The organism is Hymenobacter qilianensis, assembly GCF_014638675.1.
Taxonomy (GTDB): domain Bacteria; phylum Bacteroidota; class Bacteroidia; order Cytophagales; family Hymenobacteraceae; genus Hymenobacter; species Hymenobacter qilianensis.
Map to the genome: position 1 here is coordinate 966,592 of NZ_BMFN01000002.1, position 18,058 is coordinate 984,649.

The 18,058-nt window shown below is 55.5% G+C and carries 14 protein-coding genes; 4 read left to right on the forward strand and 10 right to left on the reverse strand.

Annotated elements, in window-relative coordinates; genetic code table 11:
- Positions 1–46 precede the first annotated feature (46 nt).
- From IEW06_RS11765 to mraZ, 8 genes are all read right to left on the reverse strand, one after another.
- A complete protein-coding gene (locus tag IEW06_RS11765; protein ID WP_187732696.1) occupies positions 47–1,225 on the reverse strand; it encodes an FtsW/RodA/SpoVE family cell cycle protein in 1,179 nt (392 codons plus the stop codon).
- A gap of 65 nt (positions 1,226–1,290) precedes the next feature.
- Complete coding sequence (gene murD / locus IEW06_RS11770; protein WP_188548322.1) at positions 1,291–2,664, reverse strand: UDP-N-acetylmuramoyl-L-alanine--D-glutamate ligase; 1,374 nt, start codon at positions 2,662–2,664, stop codon at positions 1,291–1,293.
- 121 nt (positions 2,665–2,785) lie between these two features.
- Positions 2,786–4,006 carry a phospho-N-acetylmuramoyl-pentapeptide-transferase gene (gene mraY / locus IEW06_RS11775; protein WP_187732697.1) on the reverse strand — a complete coding sequence of 407 codons (1,221 nt, stop codon included), beginning with the start codon at positions 4,004–4,006 and terminating at the stop codon, positions 2,786–2,788.
- Positions 4,007–4,116: 110 nt separating this feature from the next.
- Positions 4,117–5,604, reverse strand: a complete 1,488-nt coding sequence (locus tag IEW06_RS11780) for a UDP-N-acetylmuramoyl-L-alanyl-D-glutamate--2,6-diaminopimelate ligase (protein WP_373285362.1) — start codon at positions 5,602–5,604, stop codon at positions 4,117–4,119.
- A 22-nt stretch (positions 5,605–5,626) separates the two neighbouring features.
- On the reverse strand, positions 5,627–7,963 hold the full coding sequence (locus IEW06_RS11785) for a PASTA domain-containing penicillin-binding protein (RefSeq protein ID WP_187732698.1): 2,337 nt from the start codon (positions 7,961–7,963) through the stop codon (positions 5,627–5,629).
- Positions 7,964–8,053: 90 nt separating this feature from the next.
- On the reverse strand, positions 8,054–8,659 hold the full coding sequence (locus IEW06_RS11790) for an FtsL-like putative cell division protein (RefSeq protein WP_188548323.1): 606 nt from the start codon (positions 8,657–8,659) through the stop codon (positions 8,054–8,056).
- 6 nt (positions 8,660–8,665) lie between these two features.
- Positions 8,666–9,613: a 16S rRNA (cytosine(1402)-N(4))-methyltransferase RsmH gene (gene rsmH, locus IEW06_RS11795; protein WP_187732700.1), complete on the reverse strand. Its 948-nt coding sequence runs from the start codon at positions 9,611–9,613 to the stop codon at positions 8,666–8,668.
- Complete coding sequence (mraZ, locus tag IEW06_RS11800) at positions 9,610–10,083, reverse strand: division/cell wall cluster transcriptional repressor MraZ (RefSeq protein ID WP_166074599.1); 474 nt, start codon at positions 10,081–10,083, stop codon at positions 9,610–9,612. Before mraZ ends, rsmH begins: the two co-directional genes overlap by 4 nt.
- Before the next feature lie 325 nt (positions 10,084–10,408).
- On the opposite strand from mraZ, the gene IEW06_RS11805 reads away from it, so the two are divergent.
- From IEW06_RS11805 to IEW06_RS11820, 4 genes are all read left to right on the forward strand, one after another.
- A complete protein-coding gene (locus tag IEW06_RS11805; protein WP_187732701.1) occupies positions 10,409–10,921 on the forward strand; it encodes a hypothetical protein in 513 nt (170 codons plus the stop codon).
- Between the two features lie 102 nt (positions 10,922–11,023).
- Positions 11,024–13,330 (forward strand): TonB-dependent receptor, encoded by a 2,307-nt coding sequence (locus IEW06_RS11810; protein WP_188548324.1) that lies wholly within the window; start codon positions 11,024–11,026, stop codon positions 13,328–13,330.
- 81 nt (positions 13,331–13,411) lie between these two features.
- Positions 13,412–13,804, forward strand: coding sequence for a heavy-metal-associated domain-containing protein (locus IEW06_RS11815; RefSeq protein WP_187732702.1), 393 nt, complete (start codon positions 13,412–13,414; stop codon positions 13,802–13,804).
- A 361-nt stretch (positions 13,805–14,165) separates the two neighbouring features.
- Positions 14,166–14,903, forward strand: a complete 738-nt coding sequence (locus IEW06_RS11820; RefSeq protein ID WP_187732703.1) for a LytR/AlgR family response regulator transcription factor — start codon at positions 14,166–14,168, stop codon at positions 14,901–14,903.
- On the opposite strand, the gene IEW06_RS11825 is transcribed toward IEW06_RS11820, so the two are convergent.
- Positions 14,884–16,749 (reverse strand): tetratricopeptide repeat-containing sensor histidine kinase, encoded by a 1,866-nt coding sequence (locus IEW06_RS11825; RefSeq protein WP_187732704.1) that lies wholly within the window; start codon positions 16,747–16,749, stop codon positions 14,884–14,886. The two genes, IEW06_RS11820 and IEW06_RS11825, sit on opposite strands and share 20 nt — an antisense overlap.
- A 542-nt stretch (positions 16,750–17,291) precedes the next feature.
- On the reverse strand, positions 17,292–18,038 hold the full coding sequence (locus IEW06_RS11830) for a fatty acid desaturase (RefSeq protein ID WP_187732705.1): 747 nt from the start codon (positions 18,036–18,038) through the stop codon (positions 17,292–17,294).
- Positions 18,039–18,058 lie beyond the last annotated feature (20 nt).

Below are 18,058 nucleotides of genomic sequence, written 5' to 3' on the forward strand. Positions count from 1 at the left end.
GTAAGCGTAGGCTGTACTAAAGAATTGTGTAGAGTAACCTATGTAGTTACGCGTAGGCGGTTTTCTTGGGAATGCGTGCTGTGTCCTCAGGCTCACCCGTCATGGGGCGAATTTCCCGTTCACCACGGCTGACGCTCAGGATAATACCGATGCTAATACCCGTGAATATCAAGGAGGTACCGCCCATACTCAGCAAGGGCAGCGGCAAGCCCGTGATAGGCCCAAGGCCCACGGCCACGCCCATATTTACCATCGCCTGCAAAACCAGACTAAAGGTTAGTCCGGCCGATAAAAGCCCCCCAAAGGCCCCATAGCTATGGATTACGGTATTCAGGCCCCGATAGAGGAAAGCCAGATACAAAAACAGCACTACCACGCCCCCAATCAGGCCATATTCCTCAATGATAACGGCGTAGATAAAATCGGAATACGGGTGGGGCAGAATGTTGCGCTCGGTGCTTTTACCAGGGCCTTTCCCACTGATACCGCCCGTAGCAATGGCGATATAGCTGTGCTCCAGCTGAAAAGGCACCGGCTTGGTCTTGTCGGTAAAACTCTCAATACGAGTAAGTACCGTTTTGTAGCGCTGACCCGACGAAAGGCCAATACCACCCACAACCGCTCCAATAAGCACCATCACCGCCATCTGCTTGAGTGGCACGCGGCCGATGAACATGAGCAGCAGACAGGTGGCAAACAACAGCAGCGCCGTAGAGGCATTACTCATGATAATAATGCCGCAAATAAGACCCACCCACAGCATTACGGGCAGCAGCGTCGTTTTGAAATCCTGCACATGCTGCTGCCGACGGCTGAGCATACTTGCCAAATGAGAAATCAGGGCCAGTTTGGCCAAGTCGGAAGGCTGGAAGGTTTGGTTGATAACCGGAATAGTCAGCCAGCGCGAGGCTTCGTTGATATTCGAGCCCATGAAATAGGTAAACAGCAACAAGGGCACCGAGAGCAGCAGCGCATACAGCGACAGGCGCGAGTAGTACCGATAGTCGATGCGGTGCGCCAGCCACATAAAGGCCAGTCCCACGAAGATCAGACCCGTGTGCTTAACCAGGAAGTACTCCGTATTGCCCCCCATCTTCTTGTAAGCCAGCGTGCCGGTGGCCGAATACACCACGGCAATACTGATGAAAGAAAACAGCAGCACGATGCCCCACAAAATAGGGTCGCCTTTGAGGTTGCGTTGCAGCCAGAGTTTTACGGGTTCCATAGGCGAATGAGTGAATGGGTGAATGAGTGACGTAATTGAAGCGAGTAGAATGACCGAGCACTCATTCACTCATTCGCCCATTCACTCATAAGCTTTTCCACGGCGGCAGAAAATTGCCCCCCACGGTCTTCGTAGTTCTTAAATAGATCGAAGCTGGCGCAGGCAGGCGAGAGCAGCACCACGTCGCCGGGGGCGGCTAGCTCGGCGGCGCGGCGCACGGCGGTTTCTATACTTTGGGTTTCTTCCAGGTGCGGAACAACGGTGCCGAAGCTGGCTTTCAGCTTTTCGTTATCCACGCCGAGGCAGATCAGCGCTTTCGCTTTTTGCCTGGCCAGCGGCAGCAGGGAAGTATAATCGTTGCCCTTATCCGTGCCGCCCGCAATCCAGATGATGGGCTGCTGCACGCCATCGAGGGCAAACCACGCCGCTTCCACATTCGTGGCTTTGCTGTCGTTGATAAACTTAACGCCATTGATTTCCCCAACTAATTGTAGGCGGTGGGGGGCATTTTTGAAGGAAACCAAGCCCTTCTCAATCTGCTCGGAACTCAGCCCCACAACGCGGGCCGCCAAGATAGCCGCCGCCATGTTCTGCTGGTTGTGCTGACCAATCAGCGGCGAGTTGTCCACTGTAATGCTCTCCACCTGACCTTGGGCCCATTCGGGCAAATGCAGCTGAAGCGTGCCATCTTGCCCGTACCAAGCAGCTAAGTTTTCGCCCGCTTCACTATTCTGTTGCTGATCAAAGGCCAAAGCGGTTTTCTCGTAAGCCGAAGCGGCTACCGCTTTGCGCGTTTCCGGGTCGCCGGCATTGTAGATAAAATAGCGGCTTACGTTGCGGGCAACACGCATTTTGGCTGCCGCATAGTTTTCTAAGTTGTAACCGTAGCGGTCGAGGTGGTCGGGGGTGATATTGAGCAGAATAGCCAGCCAGGGGGCAAAATCGTGGGTATCGTCGAGTTGAAAGCTGCTCAGCTCCACCACGTAGTAGTCGTGCTTATCCTCCATAACCTGCTCAGCGAGGCTGTAGCCCACATTGCCGGCCAACCCTACGTTCAGGCCAGCCTCCTTCAGTAAATGATAGGTGAGCAGCGTGGTCGTCGTCTTGCCGTTCGTGCCGGTGATGCAGATGCACTTGGCCTGCGTATAGCGGCCCGCCAACTCGATTTCGGAGATAATGGGCGTTCCTTTGGCACGCAGAGCCTGAATGACGGGGGCCTTTTCCGGAATGCCGGGGCTTTTTACCACTTCGTCGGCGCGCAGAATTTCTTCCAGCGTATGCTGGTTTTCCTCGAAGCGAATACCAGCCTGCGTCAGCTTCTCCTTATAGGCTGGCTTAATAGCTCCCCCATCAGACACGAAAACGGCGTGGCCTTTGGCTTGCGCCAACAGCGCCGCCCCTACCCCACTTTCTGCTGCTCCTAGTATTACGATGTGCATATTTCGGGTTGAATTTCTCGCAGTGTTTCGCGGTGAAGGGCGCAGTGTCGGGCAGTGTGCTGACGATTGAACACTGCGCGACACTGCGCTTCAGCACTGCGTAACACTGCGAGAAATGTCATTAGCGTAGTTTCAAAGTGACCAGAGTAAACACCGCCAGCATAATGCCCACAATCCAGAAGCGTGACACGATTTTGGATTCGTGATAACCAAGCTTTTGATAGTGATGGTGCAAGGGCGACATGCGCAGCAAGCGGCGGCCTTCCCCATACTTGCGCCGCGTGTATTTGAAGTAGCTCACCTGGGCCATTACAGAGAGGTTCTCAATCAGAAACACTCCGCATAGCACCGGAATAAGCAATTCTTTCCGAACAATCAGGGCCAGCACGGCGATGATGCCGCCAATGGCCAAGGAGCCCGTATCGCCCATAAAAACCTGGGCCGGGTAGCTATTGTACCACAAGAAACCCACACACGCCCCCACAAAGGCAGTACAGAATATCACCAGCTCCCCCGAGTTCGGGATGAACATAATATCCAGATAATCAGCAAGAAGGGCGTTACCACTCACGAAGGCGAAAATGGCCAGCGTGATACCGATAATAGCAGAAGTGCCTGCCGCCAGGCCATCGAGGCCGTCGGTGATATTGGCCCCGTTGCTAACCGCCGTAATGATGAAGATGACAATAGGAATGTAGAGGAAGCTGTAGAGGCCGTTGAAGTACGGACCGGCGTAGGCGAACAGGTTGCCGTAGTTCAGTTCGTTGTTCTTGGCAAAGGGAATGGTCGTAATCATCAGCTTCACATCCTGATACACGGTGCTGGCATCCACGGCGGAAAGCTGCCCGTTGGGCAGCAGGTACTGGCGCACAGTTACATCGTTGCTGAAAAACAGTACCCAGCCGACAGTAATACCTAATCCGATCTGACCCAACACTTTAAAGCGCCCACTCAGGCCTTCTTTATTCTTCTGAAACACCTTGATATAGTCGTCCAGAAAGCCAATCAGGCCTAGCCAAACCGTACTCAGCAGCATCAGTACGATGTAGATATTATCGAGTTTGGCAAATAGGAGCACGGGCACTAGTATGGCCAGAATGATAATCAGGCCGCCCATGGTTGGGGTGCCTTTTTTCTCCAACTGCCCTTGCAAACCCAGGTCGCGGATGCTTTCGCCCACCTGCTTTTTCTGCAAAATCCGGATCAGGCTTTTACCAAAAACCTGCGCAATAAGCAGGGAAGTAATGACGGCCATAGCCGCCCGAAACGAGATAAATTGAAACACGCCCGCCCCAGGCAGATTGTAGTGCTCACTGAGGTACGTAAAGAGGTAATAAAGCATGGGCGAGGGGTCAGCGGATAGAAAGTGGAGTTAGGCCAAGATGCAAAGGTTTAGTTTTTTAGGTTGGGGTCAAACGTTGTGTTTTCAGGATTTTTGCCGTAGCGCATGGGTCATTTATTCAGCAAGTCGAACATCTCTTGCAAGACTTGCTTGTCGTCAAATGCCCCCCGCACGCCTTGCACCTCCTGGTAAGTCTCGTGGCCCTTGCCGGCTACCAGCACAATATCGCCGGGCTGGGCCAGGGCAACGGCCGTTTTGATAGCCTCGCGCCGATCTGGAATCGTCAAAACTTTACCTAAATCCTGGGCTTGTACTCCAGCCTGCATCTGGCTTAAAATGGCGTTAGGATCCTCGAAGCGCGGATTATCGGAGGTGAGCACTACGCGGTTGGAGCCTTTAGCGGCCAGGTTGGCCATTACGGGGCGCTTGGCTGCGTCGCGGTTGCCGCCGCAGCCGACCACCGTAATTACCTGCTGGCTGGGCTGCCGAATCTGGGCGATGGTAGAAAGTACATTCTCCAGCGCATCGGGCGTATGCGCATAGTCTACGATGCCTGTCACGCGGGTGCGCTCGGCCACAATGGGCTCAAAGCGGCCCGGCGCCGACGTCAGGCCCGACAGCACGGTAAGTGCTTCCGTGGGGTCTTCGCCCAGCAACACGGCCGCTCCATACACGGCCAGCAGGTTGTAGGCGTTGAAAACCCCAATCAGCCGAAACTGCACCTCGCGCCCATCTATTTCCAGATGCAGGCCATGCACGGCATTCTCCAGCAGCTTCCCCCGGAATGTAGCCATACTGCGCAGCGAATAGGTTTCGCGGCGGGCGGCGGTGTTTTGCAGCATCACCGGACCGCGCTTGTCGTCGGCGTTGGTTAGAGCGAAGGCATCCTTCCCCAGCTGATCGAAGAATCCCTTCTTGGCCTTCAGGTACTCATCGAAAGTGCCGTGATAATCGAGGTGGTCGTGGGTGAGATTGGTAAAAATGCCCCCCACGAAGCGCAAAGCCGTGGTGCGGTGCTGCACTACCGCGTGGGAGCTGACCTCCATAAACACATAGGTGCAGCCGGCGCGCAGCATCCGGGCCAGCAACTCGTTCAGCCGAATAGCATCAGGCGTGGTGTGCGTAGCCGGAATTACCTCCTCGTCGATCTGATTCTGTACCGTGGAAAGCAAGCCCACGTGGTGGCCCAACTCCCGGAACAGCTTGTGCAGCAGCGTCGCGCAGGTGGTCTTGCCATTGGTGCCCGTCACGCCTACGAGTTGAAGTTGGCGCGAAGGATGACCGTAAAATGCTGCGGCCATGTGGGCCATAGCTTCAGCGCTATCAGGCACCTGCACGTAAGCGGTGGCCGGGTCGAGGCTGGGGGGCAAATTTTCGCAGACCACCACCGCCGTACCCTGGGCCACGGCTTTGTCGATGAACTGGTGGCCGTCGGTCTGGGCGCCGCGCAAGGCAAAAAATACCATGCCGGGGCCTGCTTGCCGCGAGTCTAGCGTGAGGCCTTGCACCACTACATCGGTAGGGCCATGCTGCGCCATCACCTTTACGGCGGGCAGCAGGTCAACTAGGGGGTGCGCTATGGGAGCTGAATTGGTCAATGTATTCCGGGTGCTGTTTGTACTAGTGAAGGCTAGTTATCAATACCTTCTTTTTATCCTTGCCTACTTCCGGCTTTTTAGCCTCTACTGGCTCTGTTTCTTCGCGGAGCTTCTTTTTCAGTTGTTCCTGGCGCAAAAGCAGCTTCGCTCTTTGCTTCACCGGATCCGGATCGGCGGGGGTTAGTAGCTTGTTTTCTACCAACTTGGTTCGTGCTGGCGGGGGCTGAGGCTTGGTGCCAGCCATAGCGCCAATGGGCTGCAACTCCAGCATAACCACTGTGCCACGGCGCAATGGCGTACCCGCTGCTACCGACTGGCGGTGCACGCGTCCGCTGCCTACGGCATGCACACGCAGCCCCCGGTTTTCAAGCAGAAACAGCGCGTCGCGCAGGGTCATGCCATTTACGTCGGGCACCTGGCCACGGCGCACGGGCTGCGCATGCCAGGCCAACGAGCGGGTATTGGTGTCGGCTCGGACCCATTCTTCGCCCGCCGCTTGCGACTGTTGGTTCACACCCAACTTTTCGCACACCAGCGTCAGCTCATCCTGCAAACCTGCTTTCACGACAGGCACCTGCGTTTTATTCAGCGGCACCCGAGCCAACAATGGGCGCTGGCTAGCAATGTCGCGGGCCATGGCTTTGTCGGCAACTTCGCGGAAAACCGGCGCGGCCACGTCAGAGCCATAAATACGGCCCCGTTTCGGCGAGTCGACTACCACGATGCAGCTGTACTTGGGCTTGTCGGCCGGGAAGTAGCCGCAGAAGCTGGTGGAATACGTGCGCGTGTACTGGCCATTCTTAAACTTCCAGGCAGTGCCCGTTTTGCCCGCAATGCTGAAGTCGTTCGATTTGATGGCTTTGGCCGTTCCTTGCAGCACCACGCCTTCCAGCATCGCGCGCACTTTACGCAGGGTCTCCTCCGAGCAGATCTTGGGGTTTAAAATCTTGGGCTCGAAAGATTCAATCACCTTATCCGCCTGCCGGATTTCCTTTACAATGATGGGCTGGATTTTCACGCCATCGTTGGCAATGGCATTGTAAAAAGCCAGCGTTTGGAGTGGGGCTAATTTCAGCTCGTACCCGATGCTCATGGTGGTGAGCGAGGTGCGGCTCCAGCTCCGGTCGGTGGGGTCTTTTACGTAAGGCCTCGCCTCACCGTGCATCTGAAAACCCAATGGCTTATCAAGTCCAAAGCGCTTGAGGTAATCAGTGTACTTGTCTGGCTTCTGCTGAAAATGGTCGTTTACTAGCTTCGCCACCCCAATATTGGATGATTGTTCCACCACTTTCTGCACCGAAATCTTACCATTGGCGTGCGAGTCGGTTTTCACGGCCCCGCCAATGTACATGCGGCCGTTGCCGGTATCCACCATATCGGTTAGCTCCAGGTCAGGGTTGTCTTCAAACAAAGCCATCATCGAAGCCAGCTTGAAAGTGGAACCCGGCTCGGTGCGGCCTTGGTCGGCAATGGCGTAGTTGTAGTCCTCGCGGTACACGCCATCCGCAGCCTTGCCTAAGTTAGCCACAGCCTTGATTTCCCCCGACTGCACTTCCATCAGAATTACGCAGCCGTATTGCGCATCATTATCCACCAATGACTTGTAGAGGGCATTTTCGGCCACATCCTGCAAGTTGATGTCAATGGTCGTCTTGATGTCGTAGCCGGGCAGGGGCTTTATTTCGGTGCCATCGTAGATGGGCTTATTGCCGCCTGGCAAACGCTCAAACAGTGCTTCGCCATCTTTGCCGGCTAGCTGGCTGTTGTAAGTAAATTCTAGGCCAGCGCCATTTTTGTCTTCATTCAGGAAGCCCACAGTCCGCTGGGCCAAGCCACCGAAAGGCCGAAAACGCTTGTCAACCTTCTCGAAGATTACGCCGCCTTTGTTCTTGCCCGACCGGAAAATGGGCCACTGGGCCAGCTTCTTTTTGTCCTGATAATTGATTTGGCGTGAATTCAGCCGCAGGTAGCGCACCGTCTCTTTCGAGTTTTTGGCGTTCATCAGCTTGCGCTTGTATTCCTTAGCCGAACGGTCGCCGAAGAATTGCGACAAGAGCAAAGCCAGCGAGTCTACGTTCCGATTCAACAGCTGCTTATCGACCACACTTGGGTCCCAGGCCACGCGGTAAAAAGGTAACGAGGTGGCCATGATGCTGCCGTTGTCTGACAGAATAGTGCCACGGGTAGCAAACACGGGCTGGTAAACCACGCGCCGCTCCTGCTCCAATGCCCGCCACCGGTCACCCTCCTTAAACTGAATCCGAGTCACCTTCCACACGATGGCCGCCGAAAACAGGCAGACGCCCAAAAACGCCAGCCGTACGCGGGTAACGATGGATTTTTTAACGTTGCCTTTCAAAGTATTCCGTGTGTATTGCGTTGAACAAGTACCTGGGGGGCTTTTTGACCCCCCAAAAGCATAAGCTGGGCTAAAGCCCGAAGTCGTTGATTACTCCTCGATTTCGCCCTCCGCCAGCGCCACCGAGTCAGCAGCGACGGTAGCCAACGAATCGCGCACAGCCCGCGCCATCAACGAATCGGCTGTGATGATGGGCAGTTTATCCAGCTCTGCTTCGTCGAGACGACCAGCAGGCACAGTGATGCGAAACGGTGGTGAGGAGCTTTCAACCAAGCCGTAAGCGGCCACCTTGCGAGCTACCTCACTCTGCTTGCTGGCCTCCATGTAGTCCGATTTCAGGGTTGTATAGTCGGCACGCAAATCTTCCGTTTCCAGCTTTAGCTTCTGGATGTTGCGATTCATGCGGTAGCCGTAGTGCGTGTTGCCGATGTAAAGCAAGGTCAGGAACATGATGAACAGCACGTGCGGCAGGTAGCGCACCGGCAAACCTTCCCGAAACAGGCCATCCATGCGCGTAATGCGCTCGAGCAGCGTAAACACGCTCCAGGAGCTGCGCGCCTTTGTCGGGCGCGGGGCGCGGGGGGCTTCTTCCTCCGCCGGTTCAGGCTCGGGCTCGGGTGCCGGGGGGGCAATTACCGGCCGGGGCACGTTGGCGCGGGGCGTCGCCGCAGGTGGTTTAATCGTATTTATAGCCATATCAACTCAACTCTTAGCTTTTTCCTGACTCCGCTCCGCAATGCGCAGCTTGGCACTGCGTGCGCGGCTATTCTCGGCTACCTCCTCCGCCGACGCTTCCACCGGGCGGCGCGTGAGCACCGTAAAGGGCGTATGTTGGTGGCCATAAAAGTCCTTCTCCACTTCGCCGAAAAACTTTCCCTTGGCCATGAAGTTCTTCACCAGCCTATCCTCCAATGAATGGTAGGACATGACCACCAGCCGACCGCCGGGCCGCAGTACCTGAGCCGTTTGCAACAGCATTTCCTGCAAAGCTGTCAACTCATCGTTTACCTCGATGCGAAGGGCCTGAAATACCTGGGCCAAATACTTGTTCTCTTTGCCGCGGGGTGTGCAAGGAGCAATTGCTTTTTTCAGCTCGCCGATGGTCCGCACAGCCTGACCGCGCCGCGCCGTCACGAGCGTGTTCGCTAGCGTGCGGGCGTTGGTCACCTCGCCGTACATCCCGAAGATGCGGTGCAATTCAGCCTCCGAATACTCAGCGACTACCTCAGCGGCTGTGCGGTCGGCCTCAGGGTCCATGCGCATATCCAAGGGGCCATCGAAGCGGGTGCTGAAGCCACGCTCGGCGGTATCAAACTGATGCGAGGAAACTCCCAAATCGGCTAGTATTCCATCGACGGGTAGGGCACCGTGGGCAGCTAGCTCCTGCTGCAAGTCGCGGAAGTTGGCGCGGATAAATGTGAAGTTGGGGCCGGCTAAAGCCGCAGCTTCGTGCTCAGCATCCGCGTCCTGGTCGAAGCTGTAGAGGTGACCGGTGGTGAGCTTTTCCAGAATAGGCTTGGAATGCCCGCCGCCGCCAAACGTGACATCTACGTAGCGGCCTTCGGGCTTAATATCCAGCGCTTGCAGGCACTCGGCCAGCATCACGGGGCGGTGATACACCGAGCCGTTGGTGGGCTGCGCAGTACTCATGCGGCCAGTTGCCCACCGGGGGGCGTTTCGGTGGACAAAAATTTCTGGGCCAGCTTAGAGAAGCTCTGCTGGTCTTTAATCAGGAACTCATCATAGCGCTCCGGGTCCCAGATTTCGCACCGGTTACCCAGGCCCACGATGATGGCTTCCTTTTCGATACCAGCATAGCGCAGCATGGTGCGCGGCAGCATAAAACGGCCAATGCTATCGAAATCGACTTCCGTCATGCCGCGAAAGAAGTTGCGCTGAAACTGCCGGTACTCCTCGTTGAACTCGTCGAGGGCCATCACTTTGTCGTGGATGATGCGCCAGGCGGCGCGCGGGTACAGCACCAGGCAAGGCTCGAAGCCGCGCACCAGCACCAGCTGGTTGCCTGACGCTTCCGGCAGATTTCCCTTCACTTTGGCGGGCAGCACCAAGCGCCCTTTCGGGTCAAGCTTGCACTCATATTCGCCAGAGAGAAGATTCATAGGGAGGGATCAGGCCGATAGGCCACGAAAAAGGGAGGTTAGCAAAAGTACAGATTGCCTATGAAAAGGCAACCACTATTTACCATTTTCTACCACAACGTAAAAACTCATTTTTTGAGATACTGGGGGGCTTTTTTGACTGATTAAACTCAAATGATTGAGTAAAGTGGTAAGCAGTGGTAGCGCTTTTGCCAAAATGTCAGTATCCGTTTTAAGGCGAATCGTAAGCTTTATTGCTGCATTTAATTGCTTCAGAGAGGCTTGACTCTCAGGCTGCCCATCTAATTTTCTGGCTGGAATTACAACTCACAATCCCGCGGGCTGTGTGCCCTATATCCTGCACCTTTCCCGCCGCATTTTGCAAGTGCGGTATCGTATCTTTGCACCCGTGAAGCGCCCACTTACTCATCGGATTTTTAGCGGTCTGCTGGCCTTGCTCATCCTCGCCGCTTCGGTGGGGCTGACGGTGCAGCGGCGCACCTGCAACGTGAGTGGGCGCAGCACGGCCAACATCACCTTCCGTGCTGCTGTCGATGCGTGCCAACCAAGCAACAATGTGCTTGATTGTGGCGCTTCTGTTGCCTCGCAGCTCCGGCAAGCCTGCTGCGACCTTGCTACCGATTTTCACAAGCTGAGCGCGCCTGCTCCCGCCTCGCTGGGGGGCAAATTTCTTGCTGGTCCGGCCATCAGCCCTTGGCCAGCAACCACGGTTTGGCCGCCCATTCCAGCTTCGCCCCTACTGGCGCAGGCTGCTTGCCGCTGGTATGCCTCCGACGCCTCGCCTCCTTCGCGGGCGGGTCGTGTGCTGCTTGCTTTCGGTTGCATTCTGGTAGTCTAGCGTTTCTCCTGATCACTGGGCCTGGCTGAACTGTATCGGCTCAGGCACGCGGGCCATTTGGCTCCGCCATTGTCTTTGGAAATACTTCTACCTCTTTCTGTTATGAATTCCTTTTCAGGGCGCAAGCTGTTGGCGCTGGGGGGCTTTTTGCTACTCCTCAGCGAACCAGCCGCCGCTCAAACTCCGGCTAGCTTGCCCGTACGTGGGCAAGTGACTGATGCTGCCGCCACGGCACCGCTGCCCGGTGCCATAGTGCGCTGGCTCGAAGACCAATCGGGCGCTACAAACACCGACGCGGGGGGCATTTTTAGCATCTTGCGGCCCGCCCGTGGGGCTTCTCATCGCCTCATCATTCAAGCACTAGGCTATCGGCCTGATACCGTTATTGTTGGGGCCACCGAGCAGTCCTTTGTGCGCATCGCGCTGCGCCGTTCTGCCGAGCTAGGCGAAGTGCGCGTGGAAGAGCGGGCGCCTTCTTATTCCGGCCTTACGCCCACCAATACCCAAGTCATCACGAGCCGCGACTTAACCAAGTCGGCCTGCTGCAACCTCGCAGAGAGCTTCGAGACCAATGCTGCCGTAGAGGTGTCGACCACCGATGCGGTGTCGGGGGCAAAGCAGATTCAGCTGCTGGGGCTAGATGGCGCTTACTCACTGCTTACCGTGGATAATCTGCCAGCCCTGCGCGGCCTGGCTACGCCTTACCGGCTGAGCTATCTGGCGGGCCCCTGGATCGAGAGTATCGACATTATAAAGGGTATGGGATCCGTGGTGAATGGCTACGAAGGCATGGCTGGCCAGGTGAACGTGCGCCTGCAGGATCCCGCCAAAACCGACCGCCTGCTCTTCAACGCTTACGTCAACGATCTGGGCAAATTCGACCTTAATCTTAACCTTTCAGCGCCCGTCAGCAAGAAGCTCAGCACGGCCCTGCTCCTGCACTCCGACCACCTCAGCCGCCGCGTCGACCGCAATAAGGATGGCTTTCTGGATTTGCCCCTCGCCACCCAGTACAACGTGTTCAATAAGTGGAAATACCAGTCGGGCAATGGCATTGTAAGCGAACTAGGACTTGGAGCGCTGCGCGAAACTCGCCAGGGCGGGCAGGTGGGGTTTCGGGAAGAAGCCGGCAACCCGTACTACGGCACCTCGCTCGCGACTGACCGCTATACAGGTTACTCCAAAACCTCTTACACCTGGCCCGGCCGCCCCTATCAGAGCCTGGGTTTGATGCTCACCGCCACCGACCACGCCTTTGACTCTCAGTACGGCCGCCGCACGTATGATGGGCGGCAGCGCACGGGTCTGGCCACCTTGCTGTTTCAAAGCGTACTGGGCAACACCGCCCATACCTACCGCGTGGGCCTTAGCTATCTGCACGATAATTACCGCGAGGTTTTACTACAGCCTGACTACGCCTCCGCGCCCTCCGAAACACCCGCTCAGCGCTACCAGCGCGAAAACCGTATCCGCCAGGAGCGGGTACCGGGCGCCTTCGCCGAGTACACGTATCAGAACGCTCGTAACCTGACGGTAGTCGGGGGCCTGCGCCTCGACCGCCATAACCTGTACGGCTGGTTTCTGACGCCCCGCCTCAATATCAAGTACGACGCCACCAAGAATACGGTGTTGCGCCTAGCCGGTGGGTCGGGTTTCCGCACGGCCAATCCCATTGCCGAAAACACGGGCATGCTCGTTAGCTCCCGCGACTTTGTGGTGTCGAATAATCTGCGGCCGGAGCAAGCCTGGAACGTGGGGGGCAGTTTTACCCAATACTTCACCCTGCTTGGCCGGCCCGCTACCTTCGTAGCTGACTATTACCACACCGAGTTCCAGAACCAGGTAGTAGCTGATGCCTATTACTCGCCCTATCAGCTTAACATCAGCAACTTGCTGCCGGGTGGCCGCTCATACTCGCGCAGCTTCCAGGCCGAAGTGCAGGTGGAGCTAGTGAAGGGCTTAGAGGCCAAAGCCGCCTATAAATACCTGGATGTGCGCACCGATTATACGGGCCAGCTGCTGCCTAGGCCGCTCACGTCACCCCACCGTATTTTTGCTAATATAGCCTACGCTACCGCTTTTGATAAGTGGCGCGCCGACCTCACAATGCAGGGTTTCGGCAAACGTCCCCTGGCTATGAGCCCCGGCGAGGGTGGGCAGCATGGAGGGCACGTACCGGGCCAGCCACTGCCTAGAGCGCCACGCTTCGCCTTATTCAACACCCAGGTTACCCGCGCCTTCAAGCACTGGGAAGCTTATATTGGCGTTGAGAACCTAACGAACTATCGTCAGCGCGACCCCATCATGGGAGCCAACGACCCATTTGGGCCGAACTTTGACGCCGCAATGGTCTGGGGGCCTGTGTATGGCCGAATGGCTTACGTTGGTTTTCGCTTTCGGCTGGAGTAGTTTACCAGCTAAATACTGTTGCAGCTAAAAAGCCCCCCAGAGGCTTATACTTTCGATTTTCACTCAACAAACACTCTTCATATGAATCGCCTTAAGTCCATCCTATTCACCTTCCTGTTCATTGCCTTAGCGCCGCTGGCCCACGCCCAAACCAAGGCAACTGCCAAGACAAAGACGGATGCTACGGCGCAGATAGCGCTCAAGACCTCCGCTGTGTGCGACATGTGCAAAACCCGACTTGAGAAGTCGCTGGCTTACGAGAAAGGCGTTCAGGCTGCCAACCTCGACGTACCTACCCAGATGCTCACGGTCACGTATCGCCCTGACAAGACCAACCCCGCCGCCCTCCGCACCGCCGTACAACGCACTGGCTACGACGCCGACGACCAGCCCGCTGACACCCGCGCCTACGATAAGTTGCCGGAGTGCTGCAAAAAAACCAACGCAGTTCACAGCGACGGAGCCAAGCACTAGTCACCTAAAATCCAGCAAAAAGCCCGGATTGGGAATGGTCCGGGCTTTTTGCTGGATTTGAATTTTAGAATTGCCTTATAAGCTGTTTATTACCAACAGTATATATATAACGCATCATAGAGGAAGGCTGATAAGGCACGCTCTAAAGACACTGCAAATTTTCCAGCAATACTTATAATCTAAGAACCCATCTAAATAAGGGCCACAACTTTTTTATTTGCGTGTTAATAGATCAAGAAGGTGTCAGAGTAGACCAGAATGCCCCTTTTACGGTTGAATATTTAATCTAGTCTACCAACGTTATTCCTAATTATCTAAATCTTATTATATTCACACCCTACTAATTATCAAATTTCCATTTATGAAGATCAGTTGTCTGCTTCTCGACGATGACCCGCTGGTGCTGGAGTTGTTGCAGGCGTATATAGCCATGACGGATGTGTTGGAAGTGAAGGCTGTCTTCACCGATCCGCTGGAGGCTCATAGCTATCTTACCAGCCACGATGTGCAGGTGCTGTTCTCCGATGTTACGATGCCCCACCTCAGCGGCCTCGACCTGGTGCGTGCCCTGCGCCAGCCTCCGCTGGTCGTCCTGATGACGTCCTTCCCACAGTACGCCATGGAAGCCTTCAACCTTGACGTAATTGACTTTTTATTGAAGCCTATCTCGCTCGATCGTTTTTTGCGCTCCGTAAGCAAAGTAGTGAGCCTGATTCGCAATTCTTCGTCGAGCGAGGCTGAGATCTACGACCAGATTCTGCGGCCGGGCTCCTTTTTCATCCGCACAGATTCCCAGTTCGTGCGCCTGCATTACCGCGAGGTACTTTACATGGAGGCCCTCAAAGACTTCACGAAAATCAATACTGCCGACGGACGCACTCACCTAACTCTGGTCAACCTCAAGAATTTGGAAGAACAATTACCCACCGGCATGTTTGTGCGTACCCATCGCTCTTACTTAGTCAATGCCAACCATATCGAATCGATAAGCGCCCAAGAAGTCAGGGTGGGCGGCCATAGCTTGCCTGTGGGGCAAACCTACCGGGAGCGCCTGACGGAAGGTGTTATCGGCCGCTCGCTTATCCGGCGGCAACACTAGTATTCCGGCTAATTGCCAGAATCTGAGTGGCGGCGGGTAAAGTAAACCGGAAGGTACTGCCCTGCCCTACTTCACTCTCAAAGGACAATTTTCCGCCGTTACGCTCGACAAAATCCTTGCAGAGCAACAGGCCCAGACCGGTACCTTTCTCGCGGGCTGTGCCGAGCGTGGTATGAGGCCCACCCTGCCCGAAGATTTTCTCCCGATCGGCAGCGGCAATCCCCGTCCCGGAGTCGGTGACCGTAATTTCCCACATAGTACCCAAGGGCTGCGCCGCTACGGTTACGGTACCAGCGGCGGGCGTAAACTTAATCGCATTCGCCACCAGATTGCGCAGCACCAGCCGAATCATGTTCAGGTCGGCGTGCACCACAACGGGCTCTTGCACATGGTTTAGCAAGTGAATCCCTTTTCGCTCGGCATCACTGAGCAGCAATGACAGTGTCTCTTCCACGATCTCATCCAGGTATACTGGCTCGGGCCGGGTCGCTTCGCCTCCCATTTGCGCCGCCGACCAATTCAACAGGTTGTCAAGCAGGCTCAAGGTAGTATCCAGCATACGACTGAGCCGCTCGGAGTGCACGGCGAGCCGCTCGGGCGGTAGTGCGCCCATATTCAGCAGAGAAAGCATGGAATACAAAGACCCCAGCGGACTGCGCAGATCATGCGAAATCACAGAGAACAGCGTGCTTTTGGTACGATTCAAACGCCCCAGCTCATCCCGCTGCGCCTGAATATCTACGTTCTGCTGCTGAAGCAGGCCATTGAGGCGGCGATGGCGTCGCCGACTGCGGTACAGTATAATAGCCAGCGCTATCAGTACAACTGTTCCTGTCAGGAGCACATTACGCAGCAGTTGCTGACGGCGCAGCTGGCTGGCCTGAATCTGCCGATCTTTAGTCAGGAGCTGGATCTCGCGCTCTTTCTTTTCGGTTTCGTAGCGCGTCTGAAGTTCAGCTACCTGCGCCGAACGCTGCTCCGCAAACACGCTATCCTGCAGGTCTGCATAGTGACGCAAAGCCTCCAGACTCAAGGAGTAGCGGTTGTCGCGCTGATAGAGATTGGATAACGATTGATAAATGCTACTGACCCGGCCAAGTGCGCGCGCTTTCCGGGCTAAGGGCAAAGCTTGCTGCAGATAAGCGCTGGCTTGCTCATGATTACCAATAGAATCGTGGGCGGTGGCCAGGGAGTGCAGTAAGTCGGCTACATAGCCCGGAGCCGTGGTGGGGGGCAAATTGGTGAGCGCCTGCGTATAAAAGCCCATTGCCACCTCCTGGTTGTTCATGGCCTGATATACCTGCCCAATGCTGGTAAGTGTCTGGCCGGTGCAAGCGCTATCCTGATACTCTAACGCCTTGCGATAAGCACGTTGCAGGTGGTAGAGCGCGCGGCTGTAATGGCGCTGTTGGCGGTGCACATGCGCCATGTTGTTCATGGCTACCACCGTCTGGTACTCATTGCCGGCTTTCTGCCAAGTCACCAGCGCCTGCTCGTGGCTTTTCAGGGCCTGGGGCCATTTAGCCTCGCTGGTATACAAGTGGCCCAGCAGTTCATATCCCTGAGCCACGCCCGCCAAGTTCTGGAGCACAGTGAATGACTTTAAAGCCAGCAGATAGGTTTCGCGTGCTTTGCCGGTGTCGCCTTGGCTAAACTGGGCACTACCTAAAGCATAGCGGACACTAGCAGCTTTATAGGCATTGCGCGTACGTACGTGGTAGCGCAGTGCGGCGGCAAAGTGTGGCACCGCTTCATCGTAGCGACGGAGTGCTTCATAGGCGCGACCCACCTGAAGTTGCGCGGCAGCAGCCTGGGGGGCATTTTTGGCGTTTGTGGCAGCTTTCAAAGCAAGTCTGGCTTGCTTTAACGAGTTCTGCGGGTCGTCTACGGCAATGGGGTGGCTGGCTTGCTGATGCTGCTGCGCAAAGGTGAGCGGTTGTGGACTGGCGGCGTGAGCCGCTGAAGCCGCGCTAACGCATATTACTAACCCAATAAATAAAGCAGCCCCAGATTTAAGAGACTGGCTTGAAAACTCATTAGCTTTCCCTTTTACCCAGCCTACATCCACCATTTTCAGGCATGCCCGCACCAGCCACCCTTGACGGGCGCTGGTCGTTAGGAGAGCGCTGAAAACGGTCGTAACTATCAAAATATCAACCCAGAACACTATATAGCGCTAAGTTGGTATTTTTTTAGTTAGAAAAAAATACAATTCAAATTCAGTATTCGGTAAATAGGCTTCATACCTATATGAAGCCTCAAAAACGCCGGTTTGGCGATAATAATATTCTAAACTGTAATATAATTATTCTTATTATAACAAATACTGAATACGCCTCTGATGTCATACACAAAGCGCGAATTCAGCCTACAATATCCTGCTAAGACCTACTGCGTGGCGGCTTCTTTGGCCTGCCATAGTCGCCACCAAGGCAAATAGGGCTGATCATGGTGCTCATAGTGGTAGCCGAAGAAATAACAGCTCATAAAGGCCCACACGTGATGACGAAACTGGCTGCGCGACTTATGCGGGTTGTGTTCGGCGTGCTCGCCGCGGTGGGGCAGATAGGTACCAAAGAAAAACAGCTGTACCGTAGCCAGAATAGCCGGTATCATCCAGAAGGCAATGACATTCGCCTGTGGGAAAAACAGTTTTAGCACATTGTAGGTCACCGCCATAAGCACGACCTGCCACCACGTGACGTAGTTCCAGGCAAAGCGCGCCAACCAAGGCAAAAAACCGGGGTGATGCCCATCATGAAAATCGGGGTCGTCGAGGGTGCCTACGTGGCGATGATGCTGGTGGTGCTTGGGCAACATTCCAGGAAACCAATTGAAGGCAAATAGCAGCGCAGCCACGGTGCCCAAACCGTTATTTAGGCGCTTATCAGCGCTTACCACACCATGCATCGCGTCGTGGGCGGTGATGAACAGGCCAGTGTATAAGTGGGTTTGGATCAGCAATAGCAGATATGGCCACGGCGTACGCCAATTTGGCTCATAAAAAGCCAGCAGAAACGTCAATAAAGCCCCCCAACTCAGCATAATTACCCCCGCAACGAATACGCCCTTATTACCAACCGGAGCAGGCTTGAGACGAGTAACAGAAGGTTGAGCAGAGGTGGTGGCGTGCATTAAGTAGTGCTAAATTTATG

Excerpts from the sequence above, each read along its gene's own strand:
- IEW06_RS11765 (WP_187732696.1), bottom strand. The coding sequence starts at position 1,225 with ATGGAACCCGTAAAACTCTGGCTGCAACGCAACCTCAAAGGCGACCCT.
- murD (WP_188548322.1), bottom strand. The coding sequence starts at position 2,664 with ATGCACATCGTAATACTAGGAGCAGCAGAAAGTGGGGTAGGGGCGGCG.
- mraY (WP_187732697.1), bottom strand. The coding sequence starts at position 4,006 with ATGCTTTATTACCTCTTTACGTACCTCAGTGAGCACTACAATCTGCCT.
- IEW06_RS11790 (WP_188548323.1), bottom strand. The coding sequence starts at position 8,659 with ATGGCTATAAATACGATTAAACCACCTGCGGCGACGCCCCGCGCCAAC.
- rsmH (WP_187732700.1), bottom strand. The coding sequence starts at position 9,613 with ATGAGTACTGCGCAGCCCACCAACGGCTCGGTGTATCACCGCCCCGTG.
- mraZ (WP_166074599.1), bottom strand. The coding sequence starts at position 10,083 with ATGAATCTTCTCTCTGGCGAATATGAGTGCAAGCTTGACCCGAAAGGG.
- IEW06_RS11810 (WP_188548324.1), top strand. The coding sequence starts at position 11,024 with ATGAATTCCTTTTCAGGGCGCAAGCTGTTGGCGCTGGGGGGCTTTTTG.
- IEW06_RS11815 (WP_187732702.1), top strand. The coding sequence starts at position 13,412 with ATGAATCGCCTTAAGTCCATCCTATTCACCTTCCTGTTCATTGCCTTA.
- IEW06_RS11820 (WP_187732703.1), top strand. The coding sequence starts at position 14,166 with ATGAAGATCAGTTGTCTGCTTCTCGACGATGACCCGCTGGTGCTGGAG.
- IEW06_RS11830 (WP_187732705.1), bottom strand. The coding sequence starts at position 18,038 with ATGCACGCCACCACCTCTGCTCAACCTTCTGTTACTCGTCTCAAGCCT.